25 protein-coding genes are annotated in these 25281 nt (G+C 59.2%); 15 read left to right on the forward strand and 10 right to left on the reverse strand.

Annotated elements, in window-relative coordinates:
• Positions 1-29 precede the first annotated feature (29 nt).
• Together KEHDKFFH_RS05510 and KEHDKFFH_RS05515 are read right to left on the reverse strand one after the other, a co-directional pair.
• Positions 30-668 carry a hypothetical protein gene (locus tag KEHDKFFH_RS05510; RefSeq protein ID WP_104320983.1) on the reverse strand — a complete coding sequence of 213 codons (639 nt, stop codon included), beginning with the start codon at positions 666-668 and terminating at the stop codon, positions 30-32.
• Positions 661-1398: an SURF1 family protein gene (locus KEHDKFFH_RS05515; protein WP_104320984.1), complete on the reverse strand. Its 738-nt coding sequence runs from the start codon at positions 1396-1398 to the stop codon at positions 661-663. The genes KEHDKFFH_RS05510 and KEHDKFFH_RS05515 overlap by 8 nt, the downstream gene beginning before the upstream one ends.
• A gap of 80 nt (positions 1399-1478) precedes the next feature.
• Here KEHDKFFH_RS05515 and KEHDKFFH_RS05520 point away from each other — a divergent pair, with 80 nt between their 5' ends.
• Positions 1479-1682, forward strand: coding sequence for a twin transmembrane helix small protein (locus KEHDKFFH_RS05520; RefSeq protein ID WP_064229404.1), 204 nt, complete (start codon positions 1479-1481; stop codon positions 1680-1682).
• A 10-nt stretch (positions 1683-1692) separates the two neighbouring features.
• On the opposite strand, the gene KEHDKFFH_RS05525 is transcribed toward KEHDKFFH_RS05520, so the two are convergent.
• Genes KEHDKFFH_RS05525 through coxB form a run of 4 tightly spaced genes read right to left on the reverse strand, consistent with a single transcriptional unit; the run spans position 1693 to position 5980 of the window.
• On the reverse strand, positions 1693-2580 hold the full coding sequence (locus KEHDKFFH_RS05525) for a cytochrome c oxidase subunit 3 (protein WP_104320985.1): 888 nt from the start codon (positions 2578-2580) through the stop codon (positions 1693-1695).
• A gap of 16 nt (positions 2581-2596) precedes the next feature.
• Complete coding sequence (locus KEHDKFFH_RS05530; protein WP_104320986.1) at positions 2597-3199, reverse strand: cytochrome c oxidase assembly protein; 603 nt, start codon at positions 3197-3199, stop codon at positions 2597-2599.
• 15 nt (positions 3200-3214) lie between these two features.
• Entirely contained in the window at positions 3215-4798 is a 1584-nt protein-coding gene (ctaD, locus tag KEHDKFFH_RS05535; protein WP_064229407.1) for a cytochrome c oxidase subunit I, read from the reverse strand.
• A gap of 57 nt (positions 4799-4855) precedes the next feature.
• Positions 4856-5980, reverse strand: a complete 1125-nt coding sequence (gene coxB, locus KEHDKFFH_RS05540) for a cytochrome c oxidase subunit II (protein ID WP_104320987.1) — start codon at positions 5978-5980, stop codon at positions 4856-4858.
• Positions 5981-6183: 203 nt separating this feature from the next.
• Here coxB and KEHDKFFH_RS05545 point away from each other — a divergent pair, with 203 nt between their 5' ends.
• The 7 genes from KEHDKFFH_RS05545 (at position 6184) to KEHDKFFH_RS05575 (ending at position 13132) form a co-directional block, all read left to right on the forward strand.
• Positions 6184-7512, forward strand: a complete 1329-nt coding sequence (locus KEHDKFFH_RS05545) for an MATE family efflux transporter (protein ID WP_104320988.1) — start codon at positions 6184-6186, stop codon at positions 7510-7512.
• Between the two features lie 206 nt (positions 7513-7718).
• Complete coding sequence (locus tag KEHDKFFH_RS05550; protein WP_064229410.1) at positions 7719-8369, forward strand: hypothetical protein; 651 nt, start codon at positions 7719-7721, stop codon at positions 8367-8369.
• A 16-nt stretch (positions 8370-8385) separates the two neighbouring features.
• Positions 8386-9051, forward strand: a complete 666-nt coding sequence (locus tag KEHDKFFH_RS05555; RefSeq protein ID WP_104320989.1) for a methylamine utilization protein — start codon at positions 8386-8388, stop codon at positions 9049-9051.
• Entirely contained in the window at positions 9051-11405 is a 2355-nt protein-coding gene (locus tag KEHDKFFH_RS05560) for a putative bifunctional diguanylate cyclase/phosphodiesterase (protein WP_104320990.1), read from the forward strand. Before KEHDKFFH_RS05555 ends, KEHDKFFH_RS05560 begins: the two co-directional genes overlap by 1 nt.
• Positions 11402-12277 carry a DUF3034 family protein gene (locus KEHDKFFH_RS05565; RefSeq protein ID WP_104320991.1) on the forward strand — a complete coding sequence of 292 codons (876 nt, stop codon included), beginning with the start codon at positions 11402-11404 and terminating at the stop codon, positions 12275-12277. Before KEHDKFFH_RS05560 ends, KEHDKFFH_RS05565 begins: the two co-directional genes overlap by 4 nt.
• Positions 12278-12279: 2 nt before the next feature.
• The gene (locus KEHDKFFH_RS05570; protein WP_104320992.1) at positions 12280-12729 is read left to right on the forward strand and encodes a group I truncated hemoglobin; all 450 of its coding nucleotides are present in this window, start codon (positions 12280-12282) and stop codon (positions 12727-12729) included.
• 16 nt (positions 12730-12745) lie between these two features.
• Positions 12746-13132, forward strand: coding sequence for a DoxX family protein (locus KEHDKFFH_RS05575; protein ID WP_104320993.1), 387 nt, complete (start codon positions 12746-12748; stop codon positions 13130-13132).
• 6 nt (positions 13133-13138) lie between these two features.
• On the opposite strand, the gene KEHDKFFH_RS05580 is transcribed toward KEHDKFFH_RS05575, so the two are convergent.
• A complete protein-coding gene (locus KEHDKFFH_RS05580; protein ID WP_192875749.1) occupies positions 13139-14935 on the reverse strand; it encodes a sensor domain-containing diguanylate cyclase in 1797 nt (598 codons plus the stop codon).
• Between the two features lie 157 nt (positions 14936-15092).
• On the opposite strand from KEHDKFFH_RS05580, the gene KEHDKFFH_RS05585 reads away from it, so the two are divergent.
• Complete coding sequence (locus KEHDKFFH_RS05585) at positions 15093-15323, forward strand: DUF1653 domain-containing protein (protein ID WP_064229415.1); 231 nt, start codon at positions 15093-15095, stop codon at positions 15321-15323.
• Positions 15324-15439: 116 nt separating this feature from the next.
• The gene (locus tag KEHDKFFH_RS05590; RefSeq protein WP_104320994.1) at positions 15440-16762 is read left to right on the forward strand and encodes a Na+/H+ antiporter family protein; all 1323 of its coding nucleotides are present in this window, start codon (positions 15440-15442) and stop codon (positions 16760-16762) included.
• A 330-nt stretch (positions 16763-17092) separates the two neighbouring features.
• On the opposite strand, the gene KEHDKFFH_RS05595 is transcribed toward KEHDKFFH_RS05590, so the two are convergent.
• Both KEHDKFFH_RS05595 and prlC read right to left on the reverse strand, forming a co-directional pair.
• Positions 17093-17347, reverse strand: a complete 255-nt coding sequence (locus tag KEHDKFFH_RS05595; protein WP_104320995.1) for a YheV family putative zinc ribbon protein — start codon at positions 17345-17347, stop codon at positions 17093-17095.
• A gap of 173 nt (positions 17348-17520) precedes the next feature.
• Complete coding sequence (gene prlC, locus KEHDKFFH_RS05600) at positions 17521-19566, reverse strand: oligopeptidase A (RefSeq protein WP_104320996.1); 2046 nt, start codon at positions 19564-19566, stop codon at positions 17521-17523.
• A 212-nt stretch (positions 19567-19778) separates the two neighbouring features.
• Between prlC and KEHDKFFH_RS05605 the strand changes: the two genes are divergently transcribed.
• The 5 genes from KEHDKFFH_RS05605 (at position 19779) to KEHDKFFH_RS05625 (ending at position 24920) form a co-directional block, all read left to right on the forward strand.
• A complete protein-coding gene (locus KEHDKFFH_RS05605) occupies positions 19779-20315 on the forward strand; it encodes a gamma carbonic anhydrase family protein (RefSeq protein ID WP_064229419.1) in 537 nt (178 codons plus the stop codon).
• Between the two features lie 66 nt (positions 20316-20381).
• On the forward strand, positions 20382-20627 hold the full coding sequence (locus KEHDKFFH_RS05610) for a hypothetical protein (RefSeq protein WP_104320997.1): 246 nt from the start codon (positions 20382-20384) through the stop codon (positions 20625-20627).
• Positions 20620-22731: a glucans biosynthesis glucosyltransferase MdoH gene (gene mdoH, locus KEHDKFFH_RS05615; protein WP_104320998.1), complete on the forward strand. Its 2112-nt coding sequence runs from the start codon at positions 20620-20622 to the stop codon at positions 22729-22731. The genes KEHDKFFH_RS05610 and mdoH overlap by 8 nt, the downstream gene beginning before the upstream one ends.
• Positions 22710-24278 carry an alkaline phosphatase family protein gene (locus KEHDKFFH_RS05620; protein ID WP_104320999.1) on the forward strand — a complete coding sequence of 523 codons (1569 nt, stop codon included), beginning with the start codon at positions 22710-22712 and terminating at the stop codon, positions 24276-24278. Before mdoH ends, KEHDKFFH_RS05620 begins: the two co-directional genes overlap by 22 nt.
• Before the next feature lie 186 nt (positions 24279-24464).
• Positions 24465-24920, forward strand: a complete 456-nt coding sequence (locus tag KEHDKFFH_RS05625) for an Hsp20/alpha crystallin family protein (protein WP_104321000.1) — start codon at positions 24465-24467, stop codon at positions 24918-24920.
• Between the two features lie 41 nt (positions 24921-24961).
• On the opposite strand, the gene KEHDKFFH_RS05630 is transcribed toward KEHDKFFH_RS05625, so the two are convergent.
• Complete coding sequence (locus KEHDKFFH_RS05630) at positions 24962-25279, reverse strand: PA4642 family protein (protein WP_104321001.1); 318 nt, start codon at positions 25277-25279, stop codon at positions 24962-24964.
• Between the last annotated feature and the right edge of the window lie 2 nt (positions 25280-25281).

Here is a 25281-nt window from a genome sequence, read left to right on the forward strand (position 1 = left end):
GATTCAAGGCTGACTCTCCGCTCTGGCCATTAACCGATCTGCGACAGTTTGAGCAGATGCTTGAGATCCTCCAGCATATCCTTGCCGGTATGTTCGGAACCGTAATGCATCATCACGTTACCGAAGGGGTCCACCAGCAGGATGCGGGGCTCGGCTTGCGGATTGATACCGGATGGCCAGTTGGGCTGGGCACCCGCCGCGGGCACAAGACGTTCCATGGAGCTGTATTCGGAAGACCAGCGCGACTGAAGGTCGGAAGGCACACTCCCCAGAGCGGCGGCCCGGGAAACGCGATTGGCGTTCTTGCCGAGGGCAATATTCACCTGTCTGGCCAGATAAAGCAGTTCCTCACACTGGCTGCCGCACTGGCCGGCAGCCACAATCATCAACCAGTCCGGGTCTGTCTTGTCCGGGCCGAAGCGTTCCGTCAGCGGAGTGCCGGAAGCCGTTTCAAGGCTAAGCGTCGAGACCGGCGCCACTGGTTGGAGCAAAACGCCGTTGTTGGTATGGCCGGCAGGGTTCAGCCAGCCGGTATAAAACATGATGGTTGCGACAATCATCGGGCCAAAGCCCAGCGCAAACAGAAGAAACGCTGTGCGGCGACCGCGACGGGCCTGTTCCGGGGTTGGCCCTTCATTCTGTTCCTGGTCGGATATCCGGTTAGCCATTGTCATTGTCATTATTGGTTCCTGTCTTTCTATAACTCGCCACTACCGTCAATATAGTCAGTGCCACGGCCAGCGCAAACCATTGGGTGGCATATCCGTAATGGGTTTGTGGCCCCATCAGGTCCGGTTCCCAGTCTGCCCGGTAGGCACCCGCCTGGCGCCCCCCGGAAAGTCGTACGATTTGGCCGGGAAGTTCCGGAATCTCCTGCCGGGCTGCCTGCTCTGAGAGGCTTTGCACTCGCCGGGGCCATTGCTCATCGGCCGCTGGCTGATCCATCAGTACCGGAGGCACCGGGTAATCGCTGATCCTTCCCTCCAGGGTAAAAATCCCCTCTGGCGTATCAACCTCCGGTAGCTGATCCCGTGTCCTCGGTGCTTGCACCCAGCCACGATTGACCACTACCGGCGGACCTTCAAGGGGGCGAAATTCGGTGAGCACTTCATAACCGGGAACCCCATCCCGCGTACGGTTATCCAGAAGCCAGGTCCGGTTGCCATAGAGGCCCGTCAGTGTCACCGGCCGACCGTTGGTCAGGTCCCGAGCCACGATATCCTGCCACGCCAGGTTTTCCGCCTCCTGCTGCCACTGGTCCAGCAGAACCTGTTTTTCAGCCGCCCGGTTCAACTGCCAGACACCCAGGCTGATAAGCACCGGCAAGAACACGCCACTGAAGACCAGCAACCGCCAGTCAAACTGCCATTGGCGGTGTTTGCGCTGCGTATCAGACATGCTCTGCTATAGTGACCTCAGCGAGTCCGGAACAGGTTCCGGGCCGTAAAATCATGACACCTACAAAAACAGGAAGTCCCATGCTCAAGGCCGTAATCGTTTTTCTGATGCTTGCCGTTCTGGTGAGCCTGTTCAGTGGCCTGTTCTTTCTCATCAAGGATGGCGGCAAGACCCATCGGGTAGTGAATTCCCTGGCGGTGCGGGTCGCGCTCAGCATACTGCTCCTGGCGGTGATTCTGATTGCTTTGTGGCAGGGCGCCCTGACCTTGAATCCGACGCCCTGACCGATGGTCATTAAAGGATATAGACAAAGACAAACAGGCCCAGCCAGACCACATCCACGAAATGCCAGTACCAGGCCGCCGCTTCAAAGCCGAAGTGATTATCGGCGGTGAAGTGGCCCTTGGTTATGCGAATCAGCATGATGATCAGCATCAGTGATCCCAATATCACATGAGCCCCGTGGAAGCCGGTCAGCATGAAGAAGGTGCTGCCATAGATGCCGGACTGCAGAGTCAGGTCAAGGTCCTGGTAGGCATGCATGTACTCGTAGCCCTGAACAAAAACGAACACGATGGCCAGCGCAATGGTCAAAGCCAGCCATAGCTTGGTTTTTGCCCGGTTGCCTGCCTTCAGCGCATGGTGAGCAACGGTTACGGTAAAAGAGGATGTCACCAGCAAAATAGTGTTGATAAGCGGCAGCCCCCAGGGACCGATAACCTCTTTGGGGCCGGGATAGGCCTCCGGATTCGGGTTGCTGACCAGGGGCCAGCTGGACTGAAAACCCTCCCACAACATGTTGGAAGTTCCCCGGTCGCCTTCACCCCCCAGCCAGGGCACAGCGAATACCCGAACGTAGAACAGAGCCCCGAAGAACGCGGCGAAGAACATCACTTCCGAGAAAATAAACCAGCTCATTCCCCAGCGGAAAGAGCGGTCCATCTGCGGGCTGTAAAGCCCCTGGCGACTCTCCTGGATGACATTGCCAAACCAGCCAAACAGCATGTACGCCATGATGATGGCGCCGATCATGAACATGATCCAGGCACCCGTCGTACTCTCGCCCTGCTTGCCGTTGACCATGATGGCCGCCACCCCGTAGAGGGTCACGCCAAGGCCAACGGTCGCGATGATGGGCCACTTGCTTTGTTCCGGAACGTAATAGGTCTGGTTTTCCGCCATGACAGTCTCCGATGGCTTATCCGTTATCGTTTGTTGTTGTGTCTTTCCGGGAAGTCTGCGTTACCGCCGGCTGCTTGCCCTGATCGTAGAGCGTGTAGGACAGCGTTAGCTTGGTGATGTGTTTGGGCAGGTCCTTGTCGACGATAAAAATGAGCGGCATTTCGGTGCTTTCACCGGCTTCAAGCGGTTGCTGGTTGAAGCAGAAGCATTCGGTCTTGTGGAAGTACAGTGTGCCTTCCGACGGCGCAAGGCTTGGCACCGCCTGCCCGACCATGGCCTCGGTTGTCGGGTTTTCGGCGTAGAAATTCACCGTGGTCGGCTCCCCGGGATGTACCTCCACAGAGCGCACAACCGGGCGAAACTTCCAGGTCATCCCCGGGCCATTGGAAGCGAGAAACTGCACTTTCACCGTCCGGCTCATGTCCGCTTCGGCCACCTCGGTGGACTCGTACCGGCCACCGGTCTTGCCGTTGATCCCGGTAATTTCACAGAACACGTCGTACAGGGGCACCATGGCAAAACCGAAGGCAAACATACCGACCACGCTGGCCATGCACCAGCCCACGACCCGGGTGTTGCTCCGGGGCGCGCCTGCCTTGTTTGCCTGTTGATCCGCCATGGCTTTGTGCTCCGGTTACTTCACTTCCGGTGGTGTTGCAAAGGTGTGGTAAGGCGCCGGTGAGGGCACGGTCCACTCCAGGCCTTCAGCACCATCCCAGGGCTGGGCAGCAGCCTTTTTGCCACCCTTGATGCATTTGATCACGATCAGCAGGAACAGCAGCTGTGTGGCGCCGAACATGAAGGCGCCAACGCTGGAAACCATGTTGAAATCGGCAAACTGCAGGGCATAGTCGGGAATCCGGCGCGGCATGCCAGCCAGGCCCAGGAAGTGCATCGGGAAGAAGGCCAGGTTCATGCCGATAAAGGACAGCCAGAAATGGGTCTTGGCCAGGGTTTCGTCGTACATGTGGCCGGTCCATTTGGGCAGCCAGAAGTAAGCTGAAGCAAAGATCCCGAAGATGGCACCCGGTACCAGTACGTAGTGGAAGTGGGCAACCACGAAGTAGGTATCGTGGTACTGGAAGTCAGCCGGGGCAATGGCCAGCATTAGACCCGAGAAACCGCCGATGGTGAACAGGATCACGAACGCCACCGCGAACAGCATCGGTGCTTCGAAGGTCAGGGACCCCCGGAACATGGTGGCCACCCAGTTGAACACCTTCACCCCGGTGGGCACTGCGATCAGCATGGTGGCGTACATGAAGAACAGCTGGCCAACGATGGGAATCCCTACGGTGAACATGTGGTGGGCCCAGACCACGAAGGACAGCAGCGCGATGGCACCGACCGCATAAACCATGGAGGCATAGCCAAACAGGGGCTTGCGGGAAAACGCCGGAATGATATGGGAGACCGCCCCGAAGGCCGGGAGGATCATGATGTACACCTCGGGATGCCCGAAGAACCAGAACACATGCTGGAACAGCACCGGATCACCACCGCCGGAGGCATCAAAGAAACTGGTGCCGAAGTTGATGTCCATCAGCATCATGGTAACCACACCGGCCAGCACTGGCATTACTGCAATCAACAGGAATGCGGTGATCAGCCAGGTCCAGACGAACAGGGGCATTTTCATCAGGGTCATGCCCGGCGCCCGCAGGTTCAGGATGGTGGCGATCACGTTGATGGCACCCATGATCGAGGAGATACCCATGATATGGACAGCAAAGATGAAGAAGGTGGTGCTGGGTGGCCCGTAGGTCGTCGACAGGGGCGCGTAGAACGTCCAGCCGAAGTTGGGTGCACCGCCTTCCATGAACAGCGTGGAAACCAGGATCAGGAAGGCACAGGGCAGCAGCCAGAAGCTCCAGTTGTTCATCCGTGGCAGCGCCATGTCCGGCGCGCCAATCATCAGCGGAATCATCCAGTTAGCCAGACCGACAAAGGCCGGCATGACCGCACCAAAGACCATGATCAGGCCATGCATGGTGGTCATCTGGTTGAAGAATTCCGGCTGCACAATCTGCAGCCCGGGCTGGAACAGTTCCGCCCGGATGACCATGGCCATGGTTCCCCCCAACAGGAACATGGCAAAACTGAATATCAGGTACATTGTCCCGATATCCTTGTGGTTCGTGGTCAACAGCCAGCGGCTGATGCCTTTGGCCGGGCCGTGATGATGATCCTGGGCGTGGGTATCTGCAACCGCACTCATGAAAACCCCCGTTACCGCCATTTATTGTGGCTGGTGATATCTGTTATCTGGCGTTGATTACTGCTGGTTCTTGTAATCAAAAATTTCTTTCGGAGTGACCATTTCACCCGTGTTGTTACCCCAGGCGTTCCGCTCGTAGGTAATCACCGCGGCGAGATCCACTTCGCTCAGCTGATTGCCGAACGCTTGCATAGAGGTGCCGGCCTTGCCATTCACGACAATATCGATGTGCGCTGCCATATCCTGGGTCGCAATCGGACTGCCCTTCAGCGCCGGAAACGCCGGTGGCGCACCGCTGCCATCTGGCTGGTGACAGGCAGCACATGCGGTCTGATAGGCTTTCTCGCCCCGCTCCATCAACTCGGCCATGGTCCAGTCTTTCTGGGTCAATTGGCGTTCACGCTCGGCAGCCTCTTTCTTTTCGGCGACCCAGGCGTTGTATTCCTCTTCGGGAACCGCCTCGACAACGACCGGCATGAAGCCATGATCCTTGCCACACAGCTCAGTACACTGACCACGGTATATGCCGGGCTTGTCGACCCGGGTCCAGGTCTCGTTGATGAAGCCCGGAATAGCATCCTTCTTGACGCCAAAGTCCGGCACCCACCAGGAGTGGATGACATCATTGGCCGTCAGCAGGAAGCGAACCTTCTTGCCTACCGGAATCACCAACGGGTTATCCACCTCCAGCAGGTAATTCTCACCCTTGGCCTGGCGGTTCTCGATCTGCTCCCGTGGCGTTGAGAGGTTGGAGAAGTAGCCAAAGTCCTCATTGATGTATTCGTATTGCCACTTCCACTGGTAGCCGGTGACCTTGATGTCCACTTCCGATTCGGTGGTGTCATACATGTCGACCAGGGTCGCCGTGGCAGGAATCGCCATAACAACCAGGATGACAAAAGGTATGATGGTCCAGAGAATCTCGACCAGGGTGTTTTCGTGAAAGTTTGCCGGTTTGGCGCCCTGGGATTTTCGATGGGCAAAAATAGACCAGAACATGACTCCGAAGACCACGACGCCAATGACGACGCAGATCCAGAGTATGGTCATGTGAAGGCTGAAAATTTCATTACTGGTGCCGGTCACCCCCGGGGTCATGTTCAGTGTCCAGTCCGCCATGGACCAGGCGGGGAACATCAGACCGCCTAAAAGGGCACCTGCCCGCTGAGCGTGCACGCGCATACTGTGTCTCCACAGAGTGTTATTCTTGTCGGATTTTGCGTTATCCCACCGGTCTCACTGGCGCTCGCATACACCGGAAAGACCAGAGTGGAAGCCTGCTTACGGATACCTCAGATTCGAGTATAGACACAGATCAAAAAAAGACTAAAAAATCGGTTAAATCCAAAAAAGCTAACCACAGAATTTTAAGACTTAAAACGAATATGACTTTTAACCTTCCGGCAACCGACCGGCGTCTTTGGGCCCTGGCCTGGCCGTTGATGCTCACAAATCTCACGGTTCCCCTGCTGGGGCTGGTGGATACCGCCGTGCTCGGGCACCTGGAAAGCCCCGAGTATCTCGGGGCCGTCGCCGTTGGTGCCAATCTGTTCAGTATCCTGTACTGGACCTTTGGCTTCATGCGTATGGGCACGACCGGCCTGGCGGCCCAGGCATGGGGCAAGCGTGACAGTTTCAGCCAGGTGGCCTTGCTGTTGCGGTCGGTGCTGCTGGCAACCGGTATCGGTGTGCTACTGATTCTGTTTCACCAGCCGCTGATCCAGACCGGGCTGACCCTGATGAATCCCAGCGCGGGCGTTACCGAACTGGCCGCCGAGTATGCTGCTATCCGGATCTGGAGTGCGCCGGCGGTGCTCTGCCAGTACACTCTGGTTGGCTGGCTGATCGGCACCCAGTTTCCGAGGGGCCCGATGATCATGCTGATTGCAGCCAACGGCCTGAACATCGTGCTGGATATTCTCTTTGTCACCGTGCTGGGCTGGAACAGCCGCGGCGTGGCCATCGCCACGGTCATTGCCGAGTACGGTGCCGCTATTATCGGTTTCCTGATCGTGTTAAGCCGGATGCCCGAAGGTCAGACACTCACCCGGGCTCTGTTCGGAAAGCTGGAGGATTACCTGAAGATCCTCCGGGTGAACCGCTACATCATGGTTCGCACCATCGCCCTGTTGCTGGTGCTGGCGTTCTTTACCGCCCAGGGAGCCCGGCAGGGGGACACCATCCTGGCGGCCAACGCGGTTCTGATTACCTTCCTGTTGCTGATTTCCAACGCCCTGGATGGCTTTGCCAATGCCGCCGAGGCGCTGATTGGCGAAGCCGTCGGTAAAGGCAGTCGGCGCCGGTTCCGGGTGGTTTTTCGCAGTGCCCTGAGGTGGTCTCTCTGGGGCGCCCTGTTGCTCACCATTGTTTTTGTTGCCGGCGGACACTGGCTGATTGCTTTGCTGACCGGTATCGAAGAAGTGAGAGCCACCGCCTGGCGCTATCTGCCCTGGCTCTGGCTGCTACCTTTTGCCGCAGTCTGGGGTTTCCTCCTGGATGGCATCTTTATCGGAGCCACCCGAACCCGGGACATGCAGAACACCATGCTGTTCTCGGCCCTGGGCGTTTTTGCTCCGGTCTGGTGGCTGACCACAGGCTGGGGCAATCACGGGCTCTGGTTTGCGCTGATCTCCCTGATGGTGGCGCGAGCCGTGAGCATGGGCTGGCTGTGCTGGTCCCACACCCGTCATGGTCGCTGGCTCCAGAGCCAGTGACGCAGATTCAATCTGTAACATTACGGCCGGGTATTTTCACAATGGCGGAAAAGCAGGTGGAAAAATCTCGGCTACACTTGTCTGAACAGGCAGGCACGATGTGGTAGCCAGCCCTCCTCTCCTGCCCGGGTACTCGTTGCTATCAGTTGCTAACAACGGGAGGCGCCTTGCGACCTCAATTCGTTCAGACATCGGCATCTCCTGAAATGACACCACAGGTAGTCCTAGAGATTATTGACCAGGCACGGCGCAAGGAGGCCCGCTCCGGGACCTTCCTCCGGCAGCTTCATGAAAAGGTTGCTGCGCTGCCGTCTGCCGTCACCATTGAGGGTTACCAGCCCGCCACTTGCCTGTTCCAGTTTGTGGTTGAGTACATCGAAATGGCACCACGTCTGATCGAGTGCGTCGAAGCCTGCGCCCGTGAGGCGGGCAAAGCCGATCTCTTTGAGCCATTCGTGAATGCCGCCATCCGGTATTTCACCCAGCCTTCAGCGCTTCTGGTGCGCTATGACGGTCTCGATGGCCTGCTGATTCGTGCCTATCTGTGCCATCGGCTGATGGAAGAGATGTATGAAAACAACCGGTGTACGAGAGCCAGCGAAATCGTGGACATAGAAGCAACTCGTGCTAACCTGCTTGCTCACCAGTTGATTGGCGAGCCCTTTGCCAACGAGCTGGACGATTCCATCACCGTGACCGTGTTGCAGATAGCAGGCACGCCGGACTATTACGAGCTGAACCTCGACCCCTTTGTCGAGCAGGTGAACAATGCCGCCTGGGACTGGATGCGGCACTACTGGGAAAATCTGTTGGTAAGGAACCACATTCGATTTTCCCTCGGTTCCGGTCTGGCCTGACAGGTTCAGAGGATTAATGAGAGTATCAGCGATTGCAGTACTGGCGGGCCTGTTAATGTCTGCCATGGCAGTGACAGCTAACGCGTACGAGCTGTCCGTAACCGTTACCCTGGATGGCAGCACCGAGCCCGTGGCCAATGCCGTGGTTTCCGTAGACAGCGCTCGTCCGGCAACCCCGGTTTCCGCCGAAATCTACCAGAAGGATCGCGCCTTCCATCCCCATGTGCTCGTGGTTCCCGTTGGTTCCAGCGTGGATTTTCCGAACCGCGACAACACCCAGCATCATGTTTATTCGTTCTCGCCGGCAAAAACCTTCAACATTGAGCTGTACGCCGACCGCCCGGCTGCTCCGATTGTTTTCGACAAGCCAGGCATTGTTGAGCTGGGCTGCAACATCCACGATCACATGCAGGGCTTTGTGGTGGTCACCGATACCGCTGCAGTCGGCCAGACAGATGCCTCTGGCCAGGTCACTCTGTCTATCGCACCTCAGGCTACCGAAGGCAGCCAGGAAAGGGTGACAATTGAGATCTGGCACCCACGATTGCCAGACAACACACGCCCGGTCACCCGCGAAATCGAACACGGCAGCGAGCCAGCAGTCGTCGCCCTCAACCTTGAGCCAGAGCCTGCCGCAGAAGGCTCGCTGGACCGACTCCAGCAACGCTTTCGGGAGCTTTGATGGGTTTAGCGTCTCGTCTCGGATTCCGTGGCCGACTCATTGCCGCCATGATCTCGCTGGTGGCCCTGGTCAGTCTGGTGATCGTCGCGCTGCTGATGGTTTACCTGTTCGAGGATGAAAAAAGCCGGGCACTGGAACAGCTGGCCATCGGCGAGCGGCTCACCAACGAAGTCATTGATCGCCGCACCGATCTGGAACTGTCCCGGCTCAGTGTCGTGGTACAGGATTTCGGCTTCCGCTCGGCCATTGCCAGCCGCGACCCGGCAACCATCGACAGCGCCCTGGAAAACCACAGTGGCAGGGTTGGTGCCGACTTTGCGCTCTTGCTGGACAGTCAGGGGGAGCCCCTGGCCTCGACCCTGCAAAGCTCCTTTCCTGCCATCACCCAGGAGCAGCTGACAAGCACTCGCCGCAACGGATTTACCCGGTCGCTGCGAGCCATCGGCGGCAGGGGCTACGAAATTCTCATCATCCCGATAGAGGCGCCCGGGCTACGGGCCTGGTTGGTTACCGGTTTTGCCATGGACCAGACCCTGGCGGAGGTCATCGCCCGACTCAGTGGCACCTCGGTAATCTTCCGGGCGCGATCGGACCAGAGCATTGGCCTGAGCAGTTTTGCCGCCACCACCAGCATAGACGACAAGCTGGAACAGGAGCTTGCAGGCGCATCCGACAACGCCAATTTCATTGAAAGTGCCGGTTATTTCACCCGGATAATCAACCTGGGCGAATCAGACCCCGCCACCGTCCAGGCCGTGCTGCTGATCAGTCGTGATGCCACACTCCAGAACTATTACCGAAGAGCCGTGGAAATCGCCCTGCTGGTGACCGCTATCCTGATTTTCGCCATTCTGCTGGCGCTGGTCATCGCCCGCAACATGGGTCGTCCGGTGTTGCAGCTGGCCAGCTATGCACGCGCCATTGGTGAGGGCAATACCCCCCAGGCACCGGCGATCCGGGCCGGCGGCGAACTGACCCAGCTCCGGAATGCGCTCCGGGACATGCTGTCTGGCCTTCGGGAACGGGAAGCCCAGATCCGCTATGCAGCGACCCACGATGACGTTACCCGGTTGAAAAACCGGAACGCTCTGATGCAGGAGGCCGCCGAGCTGTTTGATAACCGAGGCCGGGCCACACTGGTAGGGATCCGACTGAACGACCTCTCCGACATCAACGATACGCTGGGTCTGGAATTCGGCGACAAGGTCCTGATTGGCATTGCCAGGCGCCTGCAGCAGGAACTGCCGGACGCCCGGATCCTTGCCCGCACCGGCGGCGGCGAGTTCCTGGCCCTGATTCCGGCTTTGCCTCCCGAGCAAGACAATCGCAGAATCCTGCAACTACACGAACGTATCGAATCGCCGTTGCAGGTGGACCAGACCCCCTTCTCCCTGCGAGTTACCATCGTCACCATGGAACTGCCAGAGGACGCCGCCGATACCGATGCGCTGCGGCGCAGGCTCAATCTCACCTTCGAGCAGGCGGAGGCCCACCCCGAGGCCTTCACCCGCTACAAACCCGGCCAGGATGAAAGTCATCTCCGGGAACTGAAGCTGGTTACCGATCTGCACGCCGCCATCCTCAATAACGGGCTGCACATGAACTACCAGCCGAAACTTGACAGCCAGACCGGCGAGCTGGTGCAGGTAGAGGCCCTGGTGCGATGGATTCACCCGGAGTTGGGTTTCATATCCCCGGAAGAGTTCATCTTTCTCGCCGAACAGTCAGGGCAGATCCACGATCTGACAGCCCATATCCTGCAACGGGTGGCCAGCGACGCCCGAGGCTGGCATGAACAGGGTGTTGACGCGGGCGTGGCCATCAATCTGTCCGCCATGGACCTCACCTGGCCAGCCTTGACCCGGCACATCGCGGAGACCTTTCACGACTGGCACCACGGTCTCGAGCAGGTCACCCTGGAAGTCACCGAAAGTGCCCTGATGGAAGACCCGGAAGAGGCCATGGCCACCCTGAACCAGCTCAGGGCCCTGGGCGTGACCCTGTCGGTGGATGACTTTGGCACCGGTTACTCCTCGCTGTCCCAGCTGCGCAAGCTTCCGGTTCAGGAGCTGAAAATCGACAAGTCATTCGTACTGAAACTGGATTCCGAGCCCCAGGACCAGCTGATTGTGCGATCCACCATTGATATGGCCCACGGCCTCGGGCTGAAGGTGGTGGCAGAAGGCATCGAGAACCTGGAAGCCTGGCAGCTGTTGCAACACTGGGGCTGCAACCTCGGCCAGGGTTTTTACCTGAGCCGCCCGGTTGCCCCCGAGGACCTGCCGGAGACTGCCCGGTCTCTGGCCGCCCGCGAAGGGGAATTGAGCCAACCCAATCCGGAGTATTCAGAATGACAGCGAAACGTCTGGTCACACTCACCATGGCGCTATTGTTAGCACCGGCCGCCACGGCCGACATCGGGAGCCGGATTTGGGCGACCGGAGGCGTCACCACCATTGAGGGCAGTGCCGGCGGCGGCCTGGTACCCTGGGCCCTGCTGGGGAGCTATGCCAGCGACGAGGAGTGGGGCGGCACCCTGGCACTCAGCCGGGCCGAAGTGGACGATTACACGCTTGCGGTTACCGGTGCCGGCTTGAACTGGAATAACCGACTGGAGCTCACCGTAGCAAGGCAGACCCTGGATCTGGACAGCCTGGTGTTTACCCTCAAGGATGGCTTCGGCCTCGAGCAGGACGAATTGAACCAGGATATTTTCGGCGCCAAGGTCCGGCTTGCCGGTGATGTGCTGTACAGCCCCTGGGGCCAGTGGTCTGCCGGCGTGCAGTACAAGCGCCAACGGGATTTCACCGTTCCCTCGGCGATCGGCGCCCGGGATGACAGTGGCACCGATGTCTATGTCAGCGGCAGCAAGCTGTTCTTTGCCGCGGTGATGGAGCGAAACCTGCTGGTTAATCTGACCGCCCGGGCCACCCGGGCCAACCAGGGCGGGCTTCTCGGTTTTGGCGGCGACCAGAACAACAGCCACGAACTGATGATGGAGGGCAGCGTCGGGCTTTTCCTCAACCGACAGTGGCTGGTGGGTGCTGAATACCGGCAAAAACCGGACAACCTGGGGTTTGCCACCGAAGACGACTGGTGGGACCTGTTCGTGGCCTGGGTGCCGGACCGTCGCCTGGCGGTTACAGGGGCTCTGGTCAACCTGGGTGACGTTGCCACACTGGAAGACCAGCAAGGTTTGTATCTGTCGCTGCAGGGGAGTTTCTGATCATGGCAAACCTGAATCTCAAGTTCCTGATCGTCGCCCTGTTGTCAGGGCCGATGCTGGTGCTCGGTGGCTGCCAGAGCCTGAATACCAAACCCGAAGACAGTCTGTATCAGCAGCTCGGTGAGCGGGAAGGCATCGCAAACGTGGTGGAAGACCTGCTTTACCTGATCGTCGAGGATGAGCGCATCAACCACCAGTTCAAGGGCGTGGATGTCGCCCAGTTCCACGACAACCTGACAGACCAGCTGTGCGAGCTCAGTGGCGGGCCGTGCACCTACACCGGGCGCGAGATGCGCGAACTGCATGCCGATATGGCCATCACCGACACCCAGTTCAACGCCCTGGCCGAAAACCTGATCCTGGCCATGGAACAGAACGATATCCCAACCGGCGCCCAGAACCGGCTGATCAAACAGCTGCTGCCGCTATACCCTGACATTCGCAATCTATAAAACGGAGACCTGTACCTTGCTCGAAAACGCTGATCTGGGAAAACTGATTATCCGCCTGACCCTTGGCGGCCTGATGCTGTTCCACGGCACTGCCAAACTGCTCAACGGCGTCGGCTTTATTGAAGGCGAGCTGGCCAGCCACGGCCTGCCGACCTTCCTCGCCTACGGAGTGTATGTGGGTGAGATCGTCGCGCCGCTGATGGTCGTCCTGGGTTATCAGACCCGGATCGGTGCGCTACTGATTATTTTCAACATGCTGTTTGCCATCATCCTGGTTCACGGCAACGAACTCCTGAGCCTTGGGTGCAGTGGCGGCTGGGCGTTGGAACTGCAGGGTTTCTTCCTGTTTACGGCCGTGGCAGTGATCTTCCTCGGGCCGGGACGCTACAAACTGAAGAACTGAGGCGCCTCAGGCACTAGGCGCGTCCGCTGCCCTGAAATCCCGGGCCACCATAACCCGATTACGGCCGGACTCCTTGGCCGCGTACAGTGCCTCATCAGCCTGACGGATCAGCTCCTGGGGCTCCATATCTGGCCCTGGCACGAGGCACGCCACGCCCACACTGATGGTAAGGCTCACTGGAGCCACCCGTTCGCCGGAATGCACCGGGGAACGGGCCACCGCCTGACGCACTCGCTCGGCAACCCGAACCGCCCCCTCTTCCGGGGTCGCCGGTAGCAGGATACTGAATTCCTCGCCGCCGTAGCGGGCCAACAGATCCCCGGAACGCTGGACTTCTGCGGCGCACAGGGCGGCCACCTCGGTCAGGCAATCGTCGCCAACCAGGTGGCCCAGCTCATCGTTTACCCGTTTGAAGTGATCAATATCCAGCATCAACAGGCTCAGCGGGTGACCGTGTCTCTGAGCTCGTCGCCACTCATCATTGAGTTTTTCATCGAACCGACGTCGGTTGGCCACGTGGGTCAGACCGTCGGTGAGGCTGATCGCCTTGAGCTGCTCATTGGCCCGTTCCAGTTCGTCGGTGCGCTCCTGAACCCGCATCTCCAGGGTCAGGTTGGCCTGCTGCTGGATCGCCAGCGCCTGCTCCTGGGCTTCATGGCGTTTTCGGCGTTCCAGATTGATCCGGTAGGCAAGCGCGAACGAGAGCAGAACCACTTCCAGGGCGACGCCAATTTGAGGCATGAACTCGGTGAGGAAGCTGCGTGGCATGATACCCAGCTTGCTGACCGCCAGAATCAGATGGCCAATAAGCAATGGCGTCCAGGCCAGCACGTAAAAACCGCCCAGGACCTGGCCCTTGCGCCAGACCAGGAAACCGATAAGCCAGGCCGCCGGTGTAACTACCGCCGCAATCCCGCTCACGAGGACGATGCCAGTCTGATAACTTCCGAAGAGGCTGAAGACAAAGCAGGCAAAAACAGCCGTCAGAACCCACTGCAGGAACCGGTAGCTTCGGAGACTGTACGAGCGGATATTGAGAAACCGAATTGCGAAAATAATGGCGGAGAACAGGGCAAAACAGATAACCGGAATGGTGAAATACCGGTTGATACCGGGAGCATCCGGCCACAGCCACTGAAACAGCAGGCCATTGAAATTGAGCTGAACGAGCCCGGTAAATACAACGGTCAGCACGTACCAGAGGTAGGTGGAATGGCGCACGATGACGAACAGAAAGAGATTGTACAGCGCCATGGCAACAATGATGCCCAGAAACACCGCCTGCCAACCATAAGACAACTGCTCATTGGCAAGGAATTCCGCCGACGGGATGACTTCCAGAGGAATCTGGACCGAGCCCAGGGTTTTTACCCGTACGAAGGCAGTGACCGGCTCGGTATTCGAGGGCACCAGGAAAACAAAATTACGATGGTGAATCGGGCGACTGCCGAAAGGCAGGGTATCGCCGGTGTGATGGGTCTGGATCAGCTCACCGTTGAGGACCCAGTGCACAGAGACCTCATCCAGCAACGGATAGCCGATTTCCAGAACCCGATTCGCAGGCTTCGGGGGGATCCCGATCTTCAGCCAGAAACTGCCATCGCTGAAACCACGATTGAACACCTCGCTGGCACCGAATGTCTGCCAGGAACTCGGGGGCAGGGCACGAACATCTTCCAGGGCCAATTCATCAGCGGGCGCTTCCAGCCAGTCAAATGCGACGGGAGCGGCCTGAACAGGTGCACCGGCCAGACAGGCCAGCGACAATAAAAGCAGGAGGATGCAGGGAACCTGCCGCATCATAGCTGTTTCCGGTTTCCGGGCCCGGCCGGGTGTTCTACACTTTCAGGCCCTGACTGAGTCGTACGCATCCCTGCAATTGTTTCCAGTTTAGACGGTTGCGCATGCTACGTCCTCCGTAACGACAGGGCCAGCATAGCCCGAATCCATTGAGGCCAATATGACCGAACGCAAGAACGAGATACGTCCGGGTAAATACCGACACTACAAGGGCAAGGATTATGAAGTCATCGGCGTTGCCCGGCACAGTGAAACCGAAGAGCAGATGGTGGTCTACCGCTGCCTCTACGGTGACTACAGCCTCTGGGTGCGTCCTCTGACCATGTTCCGGGAAACCGTTGAGGTCGCTGGAGAGCAGGTGCCTCGCTTTGCCCGCCTCGACGAAGCCTGACCGTTACACAACCGCTTTGACTACCGCGATCATTTCCTGCACATTACCGCGCTTTTCATGATGCCGGCCCCCACAAGGGGCCGGCACAACTATTAATTCCTACCCGGAGTTTTGCCATGAATGCCGTCGTTGCCGCGGTCGCGATTATGCTCGTGCTGAGTTTGTGCCGCATCCACGTTGTTGTTGCCCTGATTATCGGTGCCGTTTCCGGCGGCCTGATTGCAGGAATGTCCCTGGAAGCCACCATCGAAGCCTTCAATAGCGGCCTGGGCGGCGGTGCCACCGTGGCACTGTCCTATGCCACCCTCGGTGCGTTCGCCGTGGCCATCGGCAAGTCCGGCCTCGCCCACGCCCTTGCCGACAAGGCCCTGGCCCTGGTCGGTCGTCAGGAGGAAGGCGCCGCCGTGAATGGCATCCGTTTCCTGATCATCGGCCTGCTGCTCGCCATTGCCATCTCGTCCCAGAACATCCTGCCGATCCACATTGCCTTCATACCCCTGGTCGTACCGCCGCTGCTGTACGTGATGGCAAAACTGAACATGGACCGCCGCCTGGTAGCCTGCGTGCTGACCTTCGGCCTGATTACGCCCTACATGTTTTTGCCCGTCGGCTTTGGCGGCATCTACCTGAACGAGATCCTGATCGCCAAGATCAACGCCAATGGCGTCGATGCCTCCGGCCTTAGCGTCATGAAAGCCATGGCCCTGCCGGCATTGGGTATGCTCTGCGGTTTGCTGATTGCGGTATTCTTCAGCTACCGCAGTGGCCGCACCTATAACCTGGAAACCATCACCAAAGCCGAACGGGTAGACACCAGCTACAGCCCGCGCACTCTGGTAATGGCCCTGGTCGCCATCGTCACTGCCTTCGTGGTACAGCTCTGGCTTGGCTCGATGATCCTGGGCGCCCTGGCCGGTTTCGTGCTCTTCAATCTGTCTGGTGTGGTGCGCTGGAAAGAGGCCGATGACCTGTTCACCGAGGGCATGAAGATGCTGGCCATGATCGGCTTCATCATGATCGCGGCGTCTGGTTTTGCCGAAGTGATGCGGGAAACCGGTGAAATCGCCGCCCTGGTGGACAGCTCCGTGGCCACCATCGGCGAGAACAAGGCCATGGCGGCGCTGCTGATGTTGGTGGTAGGTCTGCTGATTACCATGGGTATCGGTTCATCCTTCTCCACCATTCCGATCATCGCGGCCCTGTACGTGCCCCTGGCCCTGCAACTGGGCTTCAGCCCGCTGGCCATCGTGGCCCTGGTTGGCACCGCCGGCGCCCTGGGTGATGCCGGCTCACCAGCCTCTGACTCCACCCTCGGCCCCACCGCCGGCCTGAACGCCGACGGCCAGCACAACCACATCTGGGATACCGTGGTGCCGACGTTCCTGCACTACAACCTGCCGCTGCTTGGCTTTGGGTGGTTGGCGGCTATGGTTCTCTGAGTTCGAAACTCGGAGTTCGCTGTTCCTTGCAGCCTGCTTGTTAGCGGGCTGCGAGGGGGCCGGGGTATTTTGCCCTTGGAAATGGCAACTCGCTGCGCTCAGACATCAATTTCCGGCGGGAAAAATACCCCGGCCCCCTCACGACAGACAGAAGTGATATCGCAAAGAAGAAACCAACCTTTGGGAGATATTTACAGAGCCGGATGGAGAGGGTGTGGGTGTGCTTTTCTGCCGGGAAAAAGATGTCTGAGCGAAGCGAGTTGTTTTTCCCAGAAGAAAAGCATTCCCATGGCCTCTCAGCCCGCAAACCTGCAGGCCAGGAAGGGCGGCTTACTCGTCGTCAGCGGAAGACTTGAAAAACACCACCTGCTTGACCGTGTGATCGTCCTCGTTCTTGCGCTTGTTCACCCGGGTCTCGAGCTCGGGGTTGGACGGCTGTTCGGCGTCTGATACCGCGTCGGTGAAGCCGCAGGCCACGCACTCGCGAACCTGGTCATCGTCGTCGGTGGTGTACATCATGATCTTGTCCATTTCCGCGCAGCGGGGACAGACGGCGCCGGCGATAAAACGTTTTGGACTCGCCATTTTAAAACTCCCGTATATTTGGGCAGTGGTTGTCGGGTTACGGCCGTTGGCCTAACCCGACCTACATGCGCCGGCCATGCCTGACTCGAAACGTCATGTAGGTCGGATTAGCAAAGCGTAATCCGACAACAGCCGGATCAGCTCCAAAGGCTGCAAAACAACCCTCGCTATCGTCAGGCAGCTTCGTCCGTGATGCCGGTTTGTTTCAGTAGCGCATCCACCTGCGGTTCGCGGCCCCGGAAGGCCTTGAACAGTTCCATGGGCTCCTGTGAGCCGCCTTTCTCCAGGATATTGTGGAGGAAGGCCTTGCCGGTTTCCGGGTCGAAGATGCCTTTTTCCTCGAACAGAGAGAAGGCATCAGCCGCCAGCACTTCCGCCCACTTGTAGCTGTAGTAGCCAGCCGCATAGCCACCTGCAAAGATGTGCGAGAAGGAGTTGGGGAAGCGGTTGAATTCCGGGGCTTCCACCACAGCAATCTCGCTGCGCACCTTGCGATGCATATCCAGCGGGTTGGTGGGCGCTTCGTCGGTGAATTCCGCGTGCAGGCGGAAGTCGAACAGGGAGAATTCGAGCTGGCGCACCATGCCCATGCCGGACTGGAAGTTCTTGGCCGCCAGCAGTTTCTGCAGCAGATCTTCCGGCAGCGGTTCACCGGTTTCGTGGTGCGAGGCGATCAGGCCCAGTGATTCCGGATTCCAGCACCAGTTTTCCAGGAACTGGCTGGGCAGCTCGACGGCGTCCCAGGCGACACCGTTGATGCCGGACACATCCAGCACGTCCACCTGGGTCAGCATGTGATGCAGGCCATGGCCGAATTCGTGGAACAGGGTGGTGACCTCATCGTGGGTCAGCAGTGACGGCTTGCCGTTGACCGGCGGTGTGAAATTGCAGGTCAGGAACGCTACCGGCAACTGGAGCTGGCCACGGAGGTTGCGCCAGCGCACCCGGCAATCTGCCATCCAGGCTCCGCCACGCTTGCCCTGGCGGGCATACAGGTCGAGGTAGAACCAGGCCAGGGGCTCACCGTTGCGGCTGATGCAGTAGGCCGTGGCATCCTCGTGCCAGGTTTCGACTTCCGGCTTCGCTTCAATCTGCACGTCGAACAGTTTCTCGGCTACCCGGAACAGTCCGGGTACCACCTTGTTCACCGGGAACCAGGGGCGCAAGGTTTCCGGGGAAATGTCGTACCGCTTCTGGCGAAGTTTCTCGCTGTAATAGCCGATATCCCAGGCTTGCAGCTCCTCGGCGCCGTATTCGTCTTTTGCGAACGCCTTCAGCTCGGCAAATTCTTTCTCTGCCTGGGGCTTGGACTTGGCCGCCAGCTGGTTCAGGAAGTCCAGCACCTCGTCGCTGCTGCGGGCCATCTTGGTGGCCAGGGAGCGCTCGGCGTAGTTGTCAAAGCCCAACAGTTTGGCCTGGGCGTGGCGGCGCTTGAGGATTTCCGCCATCACCGGGGTGTTGTCCCACTGGCCGGCATCCGGGCCCTGGTCGGAGGCTCGGGTCACAAAGGCTTCATAAACTTCACGGCGCAGATCCCGATTGTCACAGTAGGTCATGACGGGATAGAAACTGGGGAAGTCCAGGGTGATCACATAGCCTTCCAGCTCTTTCTGGCGGGCTGCCTGCTTGGCACTCTCAATGGCAGTTTCGGGAACACCGGCCAGCTCATCAACATCGGTAATGTGTTTGAACCAGTGCTGGGTCGCATCCAGCACGTTGTCGCTGAACTTGTTGGACAGCTCCGACAGCTCCCGGGACAAATCAGCGTACTGCTTTTTCTTGTCTTCCGGCAGGTCGACACCACCCAGATGGAAATCCCGGAGGGTGTTTTCCACAGACTTGCGCTGGGCTTCGCTCAGGTTCTTGAAATCGTCTCGCTCGGCCAGCTTCTTGTAGGCGTCGCAGAGGGCCGCGTTCTGGCTCACTTCGGTGCTGTACTCGGTGAGCTTCTCCAGGCAGTTTTTGTACACCTTTCGCAGCTCGTCGTTGTTCATCACGCCGTTCAGGTGCGAAATCACCGACCAGGCATTGCTCAGCTTGTCATCCAGCGCCTGCATCGGCTGGGCCAGGGTCTCCCAGGTGGGATCGTCCTGCTCTGCGATTTGGCTGATTTTCATCCGGTTTTCACTGAGAATCTGGTCAATTGCCGTTTCCATGTGTTCGGTGCGAACATGGTCAAACTTCGGCAACAGGTCGTCAGTCAGTAACGGGTTATTCATAGGTCCCCTTCTCAGCTAGTCGAATCTTGGGTAGTTTGGTTTCTTCAAGTTGCGAGGCTGGCGCCTGTGGGAGAGGCCCTTCCAAAACGCGCTCCTTGCGGCACGTCCATGTGACGCTTGACTGTCGCCATCCATGGCGACAGACAGTTTTGGAAGGGCCTCTCCCACAGGCACCCCGGGCCTTCGGGTAATTCATCAATGAGTACTATGTAATGACGAATATACGTTCACACAAGGGTATCACGCCATATTTTGGGGAACGGGCGTGGGTAGATCCAAGTGCCGTGGTGATTGGTGATGTCGAAACCGGCGATGACGTTTCCATCTGGCCGATGACCGTGGTGCGTGGCGATATGCACAAAATCCGTATCGGGCATCGGTGCAGCATCCAGGATGGGTCAGTTCTGCATATCACCCACGCCAGTGACTACAACCCCGGTGGTTATCCGCTCACACTGGGCGACGACGTGACGGTGGGCCACAAGGCGCTGCTGCATGGCTGCACCATTGGCAGCCGGGTTCTGGTGGGCATGGGCTGCATCATTATGGATGGCGCCGTGGTGGAGGACGAGGTGATTGTTGCCGCCGGCTGTCTGGTGCCGCCCGGCAAGACCCTGGAGTCCGGGCATCTTTATGTTGGATCGCCCTGCAAAAAAGCCCGGGCGCTGACCGAGAAGGAGCGGGGATTCTTCAAATACACCGCCGCCAACTACGTCCGCCTCAAGGATGAATACCTTAACGATCAGTAAGCCAGTGGTCTGAACTCAAGGCCGCAGCCGTATGTTTCGGGGTAACCCTGCATCCCGGAGCCCCTTGTGGACACATCGGACAAACCGTTTGATAGAGCATTGCTGTACCTGCGTGCCGCAGGCCACGATACCGGCCCGGAAACCCGGGCCCGGTTGCACAGCATGCTGCAGGCGCGCGGGGCTGAGAACCCGGCCTTGAGTACCGGGCAATTACTGGAGCAGATGCCCCGGTGGTTCGCCCTGCCCGGGCCGCATCAGGGTCGCCATATGCCGCCTATAGCCCGGGCCAGTATCGGGTATCCCCGTGAGTAATGCCGACTCCTGGCGTCCGATTGCCTTCCGCCGGCGCTTCCTGCTTGTCCTCCTTGTCGCCGCTCAGACCCTGGCCGGGATATTTCTGTTTGCCCAGACTGTACCGGATCAGGCCGGTTCCGGAACAACCGCCGCTTTGCTCACGGTATTCGGGGTGCTTTTTGCCTGGATTGGCGTGGGTTTCTGGACGGCGGTTTTCGGGTTCGTTGCCCTTCGTTTCGGTGGCGACTCCTGGAGCCTTTCCAGGCGTGTAGAGCACACTGGGCCCGGGCAGTCATTGTCTGCCCCAACCGCCGTCGTGATGCCCATCTGCCATGAGCCAGTGCAGCATACCCTCGGTGGTTTGAAAGCGATCATCCAGGATCTCGAGCAACAGGGGCAGGCCGGGGCCGTGGATTTCTATGTGCTCTCGGATAGTCGGGACCCGGACATCTGGCTGGAGGAACAGGCGACCGGCGAGCAAATACGCGGGGAGCTCGGCCCCCACCAGCAACTGTTCTACCGGCGGCGCAACGTCAATCTGAACTACAAGAGCGGCAATATCGCGGATTTCCTGCGTCGATGGGGTCGCCGCTACCGCTATATGGTCGTTCTGGATGCCGACAGCCTGCTCAGTGCCAACTGCATTACCCGGCTGATACAGCTCATGGAAGCCCGGCCCGAGGCGGGGATTATCCAGACCGCACCCCGCCTGGCCCGGGCAGAATCCCGCTTTGGCCGGCTGCAGCAGTTCGCCAATCGCTGTTATGGCAGGCTCTACAGTGCCGGGCTGGCGGCCATCCAACTGGGTGAGGCCACATACTGGGGTCACAACGCGATTATCCGGGTGGCGCCATTCATGGCCCACTGTGGTCTGCGCAAGCTCCGGGGACCCGGTCTGTTCCGGGGCCCCGTGCTAAGCCACGACTTTATCGAGGCTGCACTGATGGGCCGGGCAGGCTACGAAGTCTGGTTGGAACCGGCCATCGCCGGAAGTTTCGAGGAATCACCGCCGACCCTGGAAGACGACCTGATCCGCGACCGGCGCTGGTGTCGTGGCAATCTCCAACACCTCTGGCTATTGGCAACTCTGGGCAAGATCCGGCTGGCCCACCGGATGGCCCTGCTGACCGGCGTTCTCTCCTACCTGGCTTCTCCGCTCTGGCTGATTTTCCTCGGCTTATCCGGCTATGTCGCGTTGGCCGGACCGACACCCGAGCCATCGCTACCAGGCGTGATGGCCACTACCGAAGCCGGCTCTGGTGCAGGGGCCCTGCTGGTCGCAGTAACTGCACTTCTTCTCTTCGGCCCACGGATTCTGGCCGTAACAGACCACAGGCTGGCCAGCCGAACCCCGAGATTTGGCGGTCTGTTCAGGCTCTGCAGTAATACCCTTCTCGAAACAATCGCGGCACTGGCGCTCGCGCCCATCCGAATGCTGGTTCATACCCTTCATGTGGTCCGGGCTCTATTGAATCTCAAAGTGGGCTGGCAAGGGCAAAACAGGTCCGGCGGCCTCACTCCCGGGCTCAGCCTACAGCACTTTGGTTCGCTTCTGTTTTCAGCCGCCGCAGGCCTTGCTCTGATTCATTGGCACGCACCAACTCTGACGCCCTGGGCCCTGCCAGTTATGGCACCGGTTTTACTGGCGCCGGCTCTGGCCTGTTGGCTTGGCCGAAATTCCGGCCCGGTAACCTGGCTGCATGTGCCCGAGGATGGTCAAGTCGCAAGAGTGATTGAACGGGCCAACGCCACACCCCCACTTCGCCATAACCCGGGTCGGTTGAGCTGGTTCGAACAAACGGTCCTGTCGCCGGTCTTTGCCCGGGCTTGCCAATATGACGCTCAGCCTGCCACCGGCAAAAAAGCACGGGCACTGGAACGCCTGGTCAATCGCTGCGCCACGGAAGGCAAACAGGCCCTGACCCACCGGGAACTCAGCCTGATCTGCAATCATCCGGAGGCTCTGGAAGCCCTGCATTGGCGGGCCTGGCATGCCGCGCCCGAATCGCCCTGGCGGGCGGTGCTGGACCGCATGGCGCAATCGGTTGAAAGCGCTACCCCGACATCGGTGTCTTTGCCTCGTCGGCGGGAAGAACTGGGATGGGTGGAGGTGGCTTCGTGATACTGGTGTGGCTACTGCTCCTGAACGCAGCATTCCTGCTGCCCGCCCTGGCATTGCCCGGAGACAATCCCTGGTTTTCCCTGGAAGCCCTGGTCATCTGGGCCGTCGTTTGCGGGCTCAGGGTGCCGGAACAGCGGTATCGCGTCGCCCAGGTACTGGCTGTGCTGTATGGGCTGCTGGTTCTTCTTGTTCTGGCGGATGCCCTGGTTCGGGAAAGTTTTGGCCGCGGGCTGAACCTGTACCTGGAACTTGGCCTGCTGGATGCGGCCTGGAACCTGCTGGACACCAATCTGGGAGGCGTTCTGGCGTTGCTGGTTCTCCTCGCCCTGGCTGCGGTGGTGGCCGGGACAGGCTGGGTATTCCAACATGGACTGCAACGGCTGGCGCATCACTCTCCGGCTCGCCTTGGCAAGCCACTCTGGCTGATATCCGGCTTGTTCCTCGCCGGGGCAGTAACCCCGTGGATCGGTAGCCCGGCGCTGGCCTTTGTTGCCAATCAGGCCTCCCTGATCACTCACACTCACCAGACAACCCGGAGCTTTGCCAAAGAGCTGAGCGCTCGACCAGGACGGGAAAACAAGCCGACGCCATTGCCGGGACTGGCGCGCACCGATGTGATTCTGGGGTTTATTGAATCCTACGGCGTCTCCACGGTCACGGACGAGCGCTACCGTTCCATAGTCAGCCCAGGCCTTGAAGCCATGGGCCGGTCAATCGAGGCGGCCGGGCTGACGGTCGCCACCGGCCGGCTGCAGTCTCCGATCCAGGGTGGCCAGTCCTGGCTGGGCCACCTGTCAATACTCAGTGGCCAGTGGATTCACAACCAGCTTGCCTACGAAACCCTGCTCAGCAGCGGCTACGCGACCCTGATCGATGATTTCCGCAGCACCGGGCACAAAACTGTGGCCGTAATGCCCGCTATCACCCAGGCCTGGCCCGAGGGCCGACTGTTCCGGTACGACCAGATCTACGACCATGATGACCTGGAGTACCAGGGGCCGCCGTTCAACTGGGTCACCATGCCCGATCAGTACACCTGGCACCGGTTCCAGGCCATTCGCGAAGCTCATCAGGGGCCACTGTTCGCCGAATTGGCGCTGATCAGCAGCCACGCACCCTGGGTTCCGATCCTGCCGGTGCTCGATGACTGGCAAAGCATCGGCAACGGAGAGGTCTTCCGGCACTGGGAGGGTGCCGGCGAGGCACCGGTTTCGTTATGGCGGGAACCGGATCGGGTCCGCCAGCATTATGGGCAGGCCATTGCCTATGCCCTGGAGGTTGCCGGAGGCTTCGCCGATCACTATCTCAGGCAGGACGCCCTGATGATTATCCTGGGTGACCATCAGCCTGCACCTCTGATCACCGGCGAAGACGCCAGCAGGGATGTCATTGTGCATGTCATCAGTGCTGATCCGTCGCTGGTAGCTCCCTTCCTGTCCGGAGAATTACCGGGATTTCGACCGGGTATCCGGCCCGATCTGGAAACAGCCGGAGCCTCAATGGCCCGTTTCCGGCCGTTTTTGCACCGGCATTTTGGTGAATTCTGAAGCCTGCTTGACCCTGATCAAAATTCCACCAACCCCGCCCTTGAAAACATCCTTACTGCACCTACATTCGGTACTAGCAGAGGTTCACGGATAACCATCCGGCTGGCGCCACCGGCATGGAGCTGTTCCGCGATCGAAGCTGAAGTCAAACATTCAGATTCGTTCCGATAAAAGGAGGAGATCCTTATGAGCAATCTTACCCGCTGGAATCCGGTCAATGAATTCGAAGACCTGATGAGCCGCTATAACCGCATGTTCGGCCTGACACGCTCAGGCGGCGAGCGCGAAAGCAAAGACGTGTTCAGCCGCAGCGACTGGGCTCCGGCCGTGGACATCAAGGAAACTCCGGAGGCCTTCACCATTGAGGCGGAGTTGCCGGGCATGTCCAAGGAAGACGTAAAAGTGACCGTACACGAAGGTGTTCTGAGCATTCAGGGTGAACGCAAGAGTGAGAGCGAGACCGACGACAAGAAGCATCACCGGATAGAGCGCTTCTACGGCAGCTTTCTGCGCCGCTTTACGCTGCCGGACAACGTCGATGAAAACAGTGTGAAAGCCAATTTCAAGGACGGCATGCTGACGCTGACACTCCAGAAAGCCGAACCGAAAGAGCCCAAGGCCATTGAAGTCGACGTGCAATAAACGCCGACAACCTCAGGCAACAACACACGGCCGCAGCGGGATCAGTTCCCGGCTGCGGCCGTTTTTTTGGCACCGGCCTTTTCCAGCGCCCGGGCATAATCCACACTGCGGCGATGCCGGGCGATAAGGTCCAGAATGGTTTCCCCGTCCGGGCCGGTGGCATTCAGATCCCGACCCTCGGCAACGAAAAATCCGATAAAGCGTTCGAAATCTTCCGCTCGCATGGCCTGGTAGGCTTTCAACAGAGCGTTATAGTCGGCATTCTCCGCAGCATCCCAGGGGCGAATATCCAGAAAACTCCTGACCCGCTCATCGCTCCATTCTTCGCCAATCACCTTCGGCTTGTCCGGTCCACTCATGG

Origin of the sequence: Marinobacter maroccanus (assembly GCF_002933275.1) — a bacterium.
In the GTDB taxonomy this organism is placed as follows: Bacteria; Pseudomonadota; Gammaproteobacteria; order Pseudomonadales; family Oleiphilaceae; genus Marinobacter; species Marinobacter maroccanus.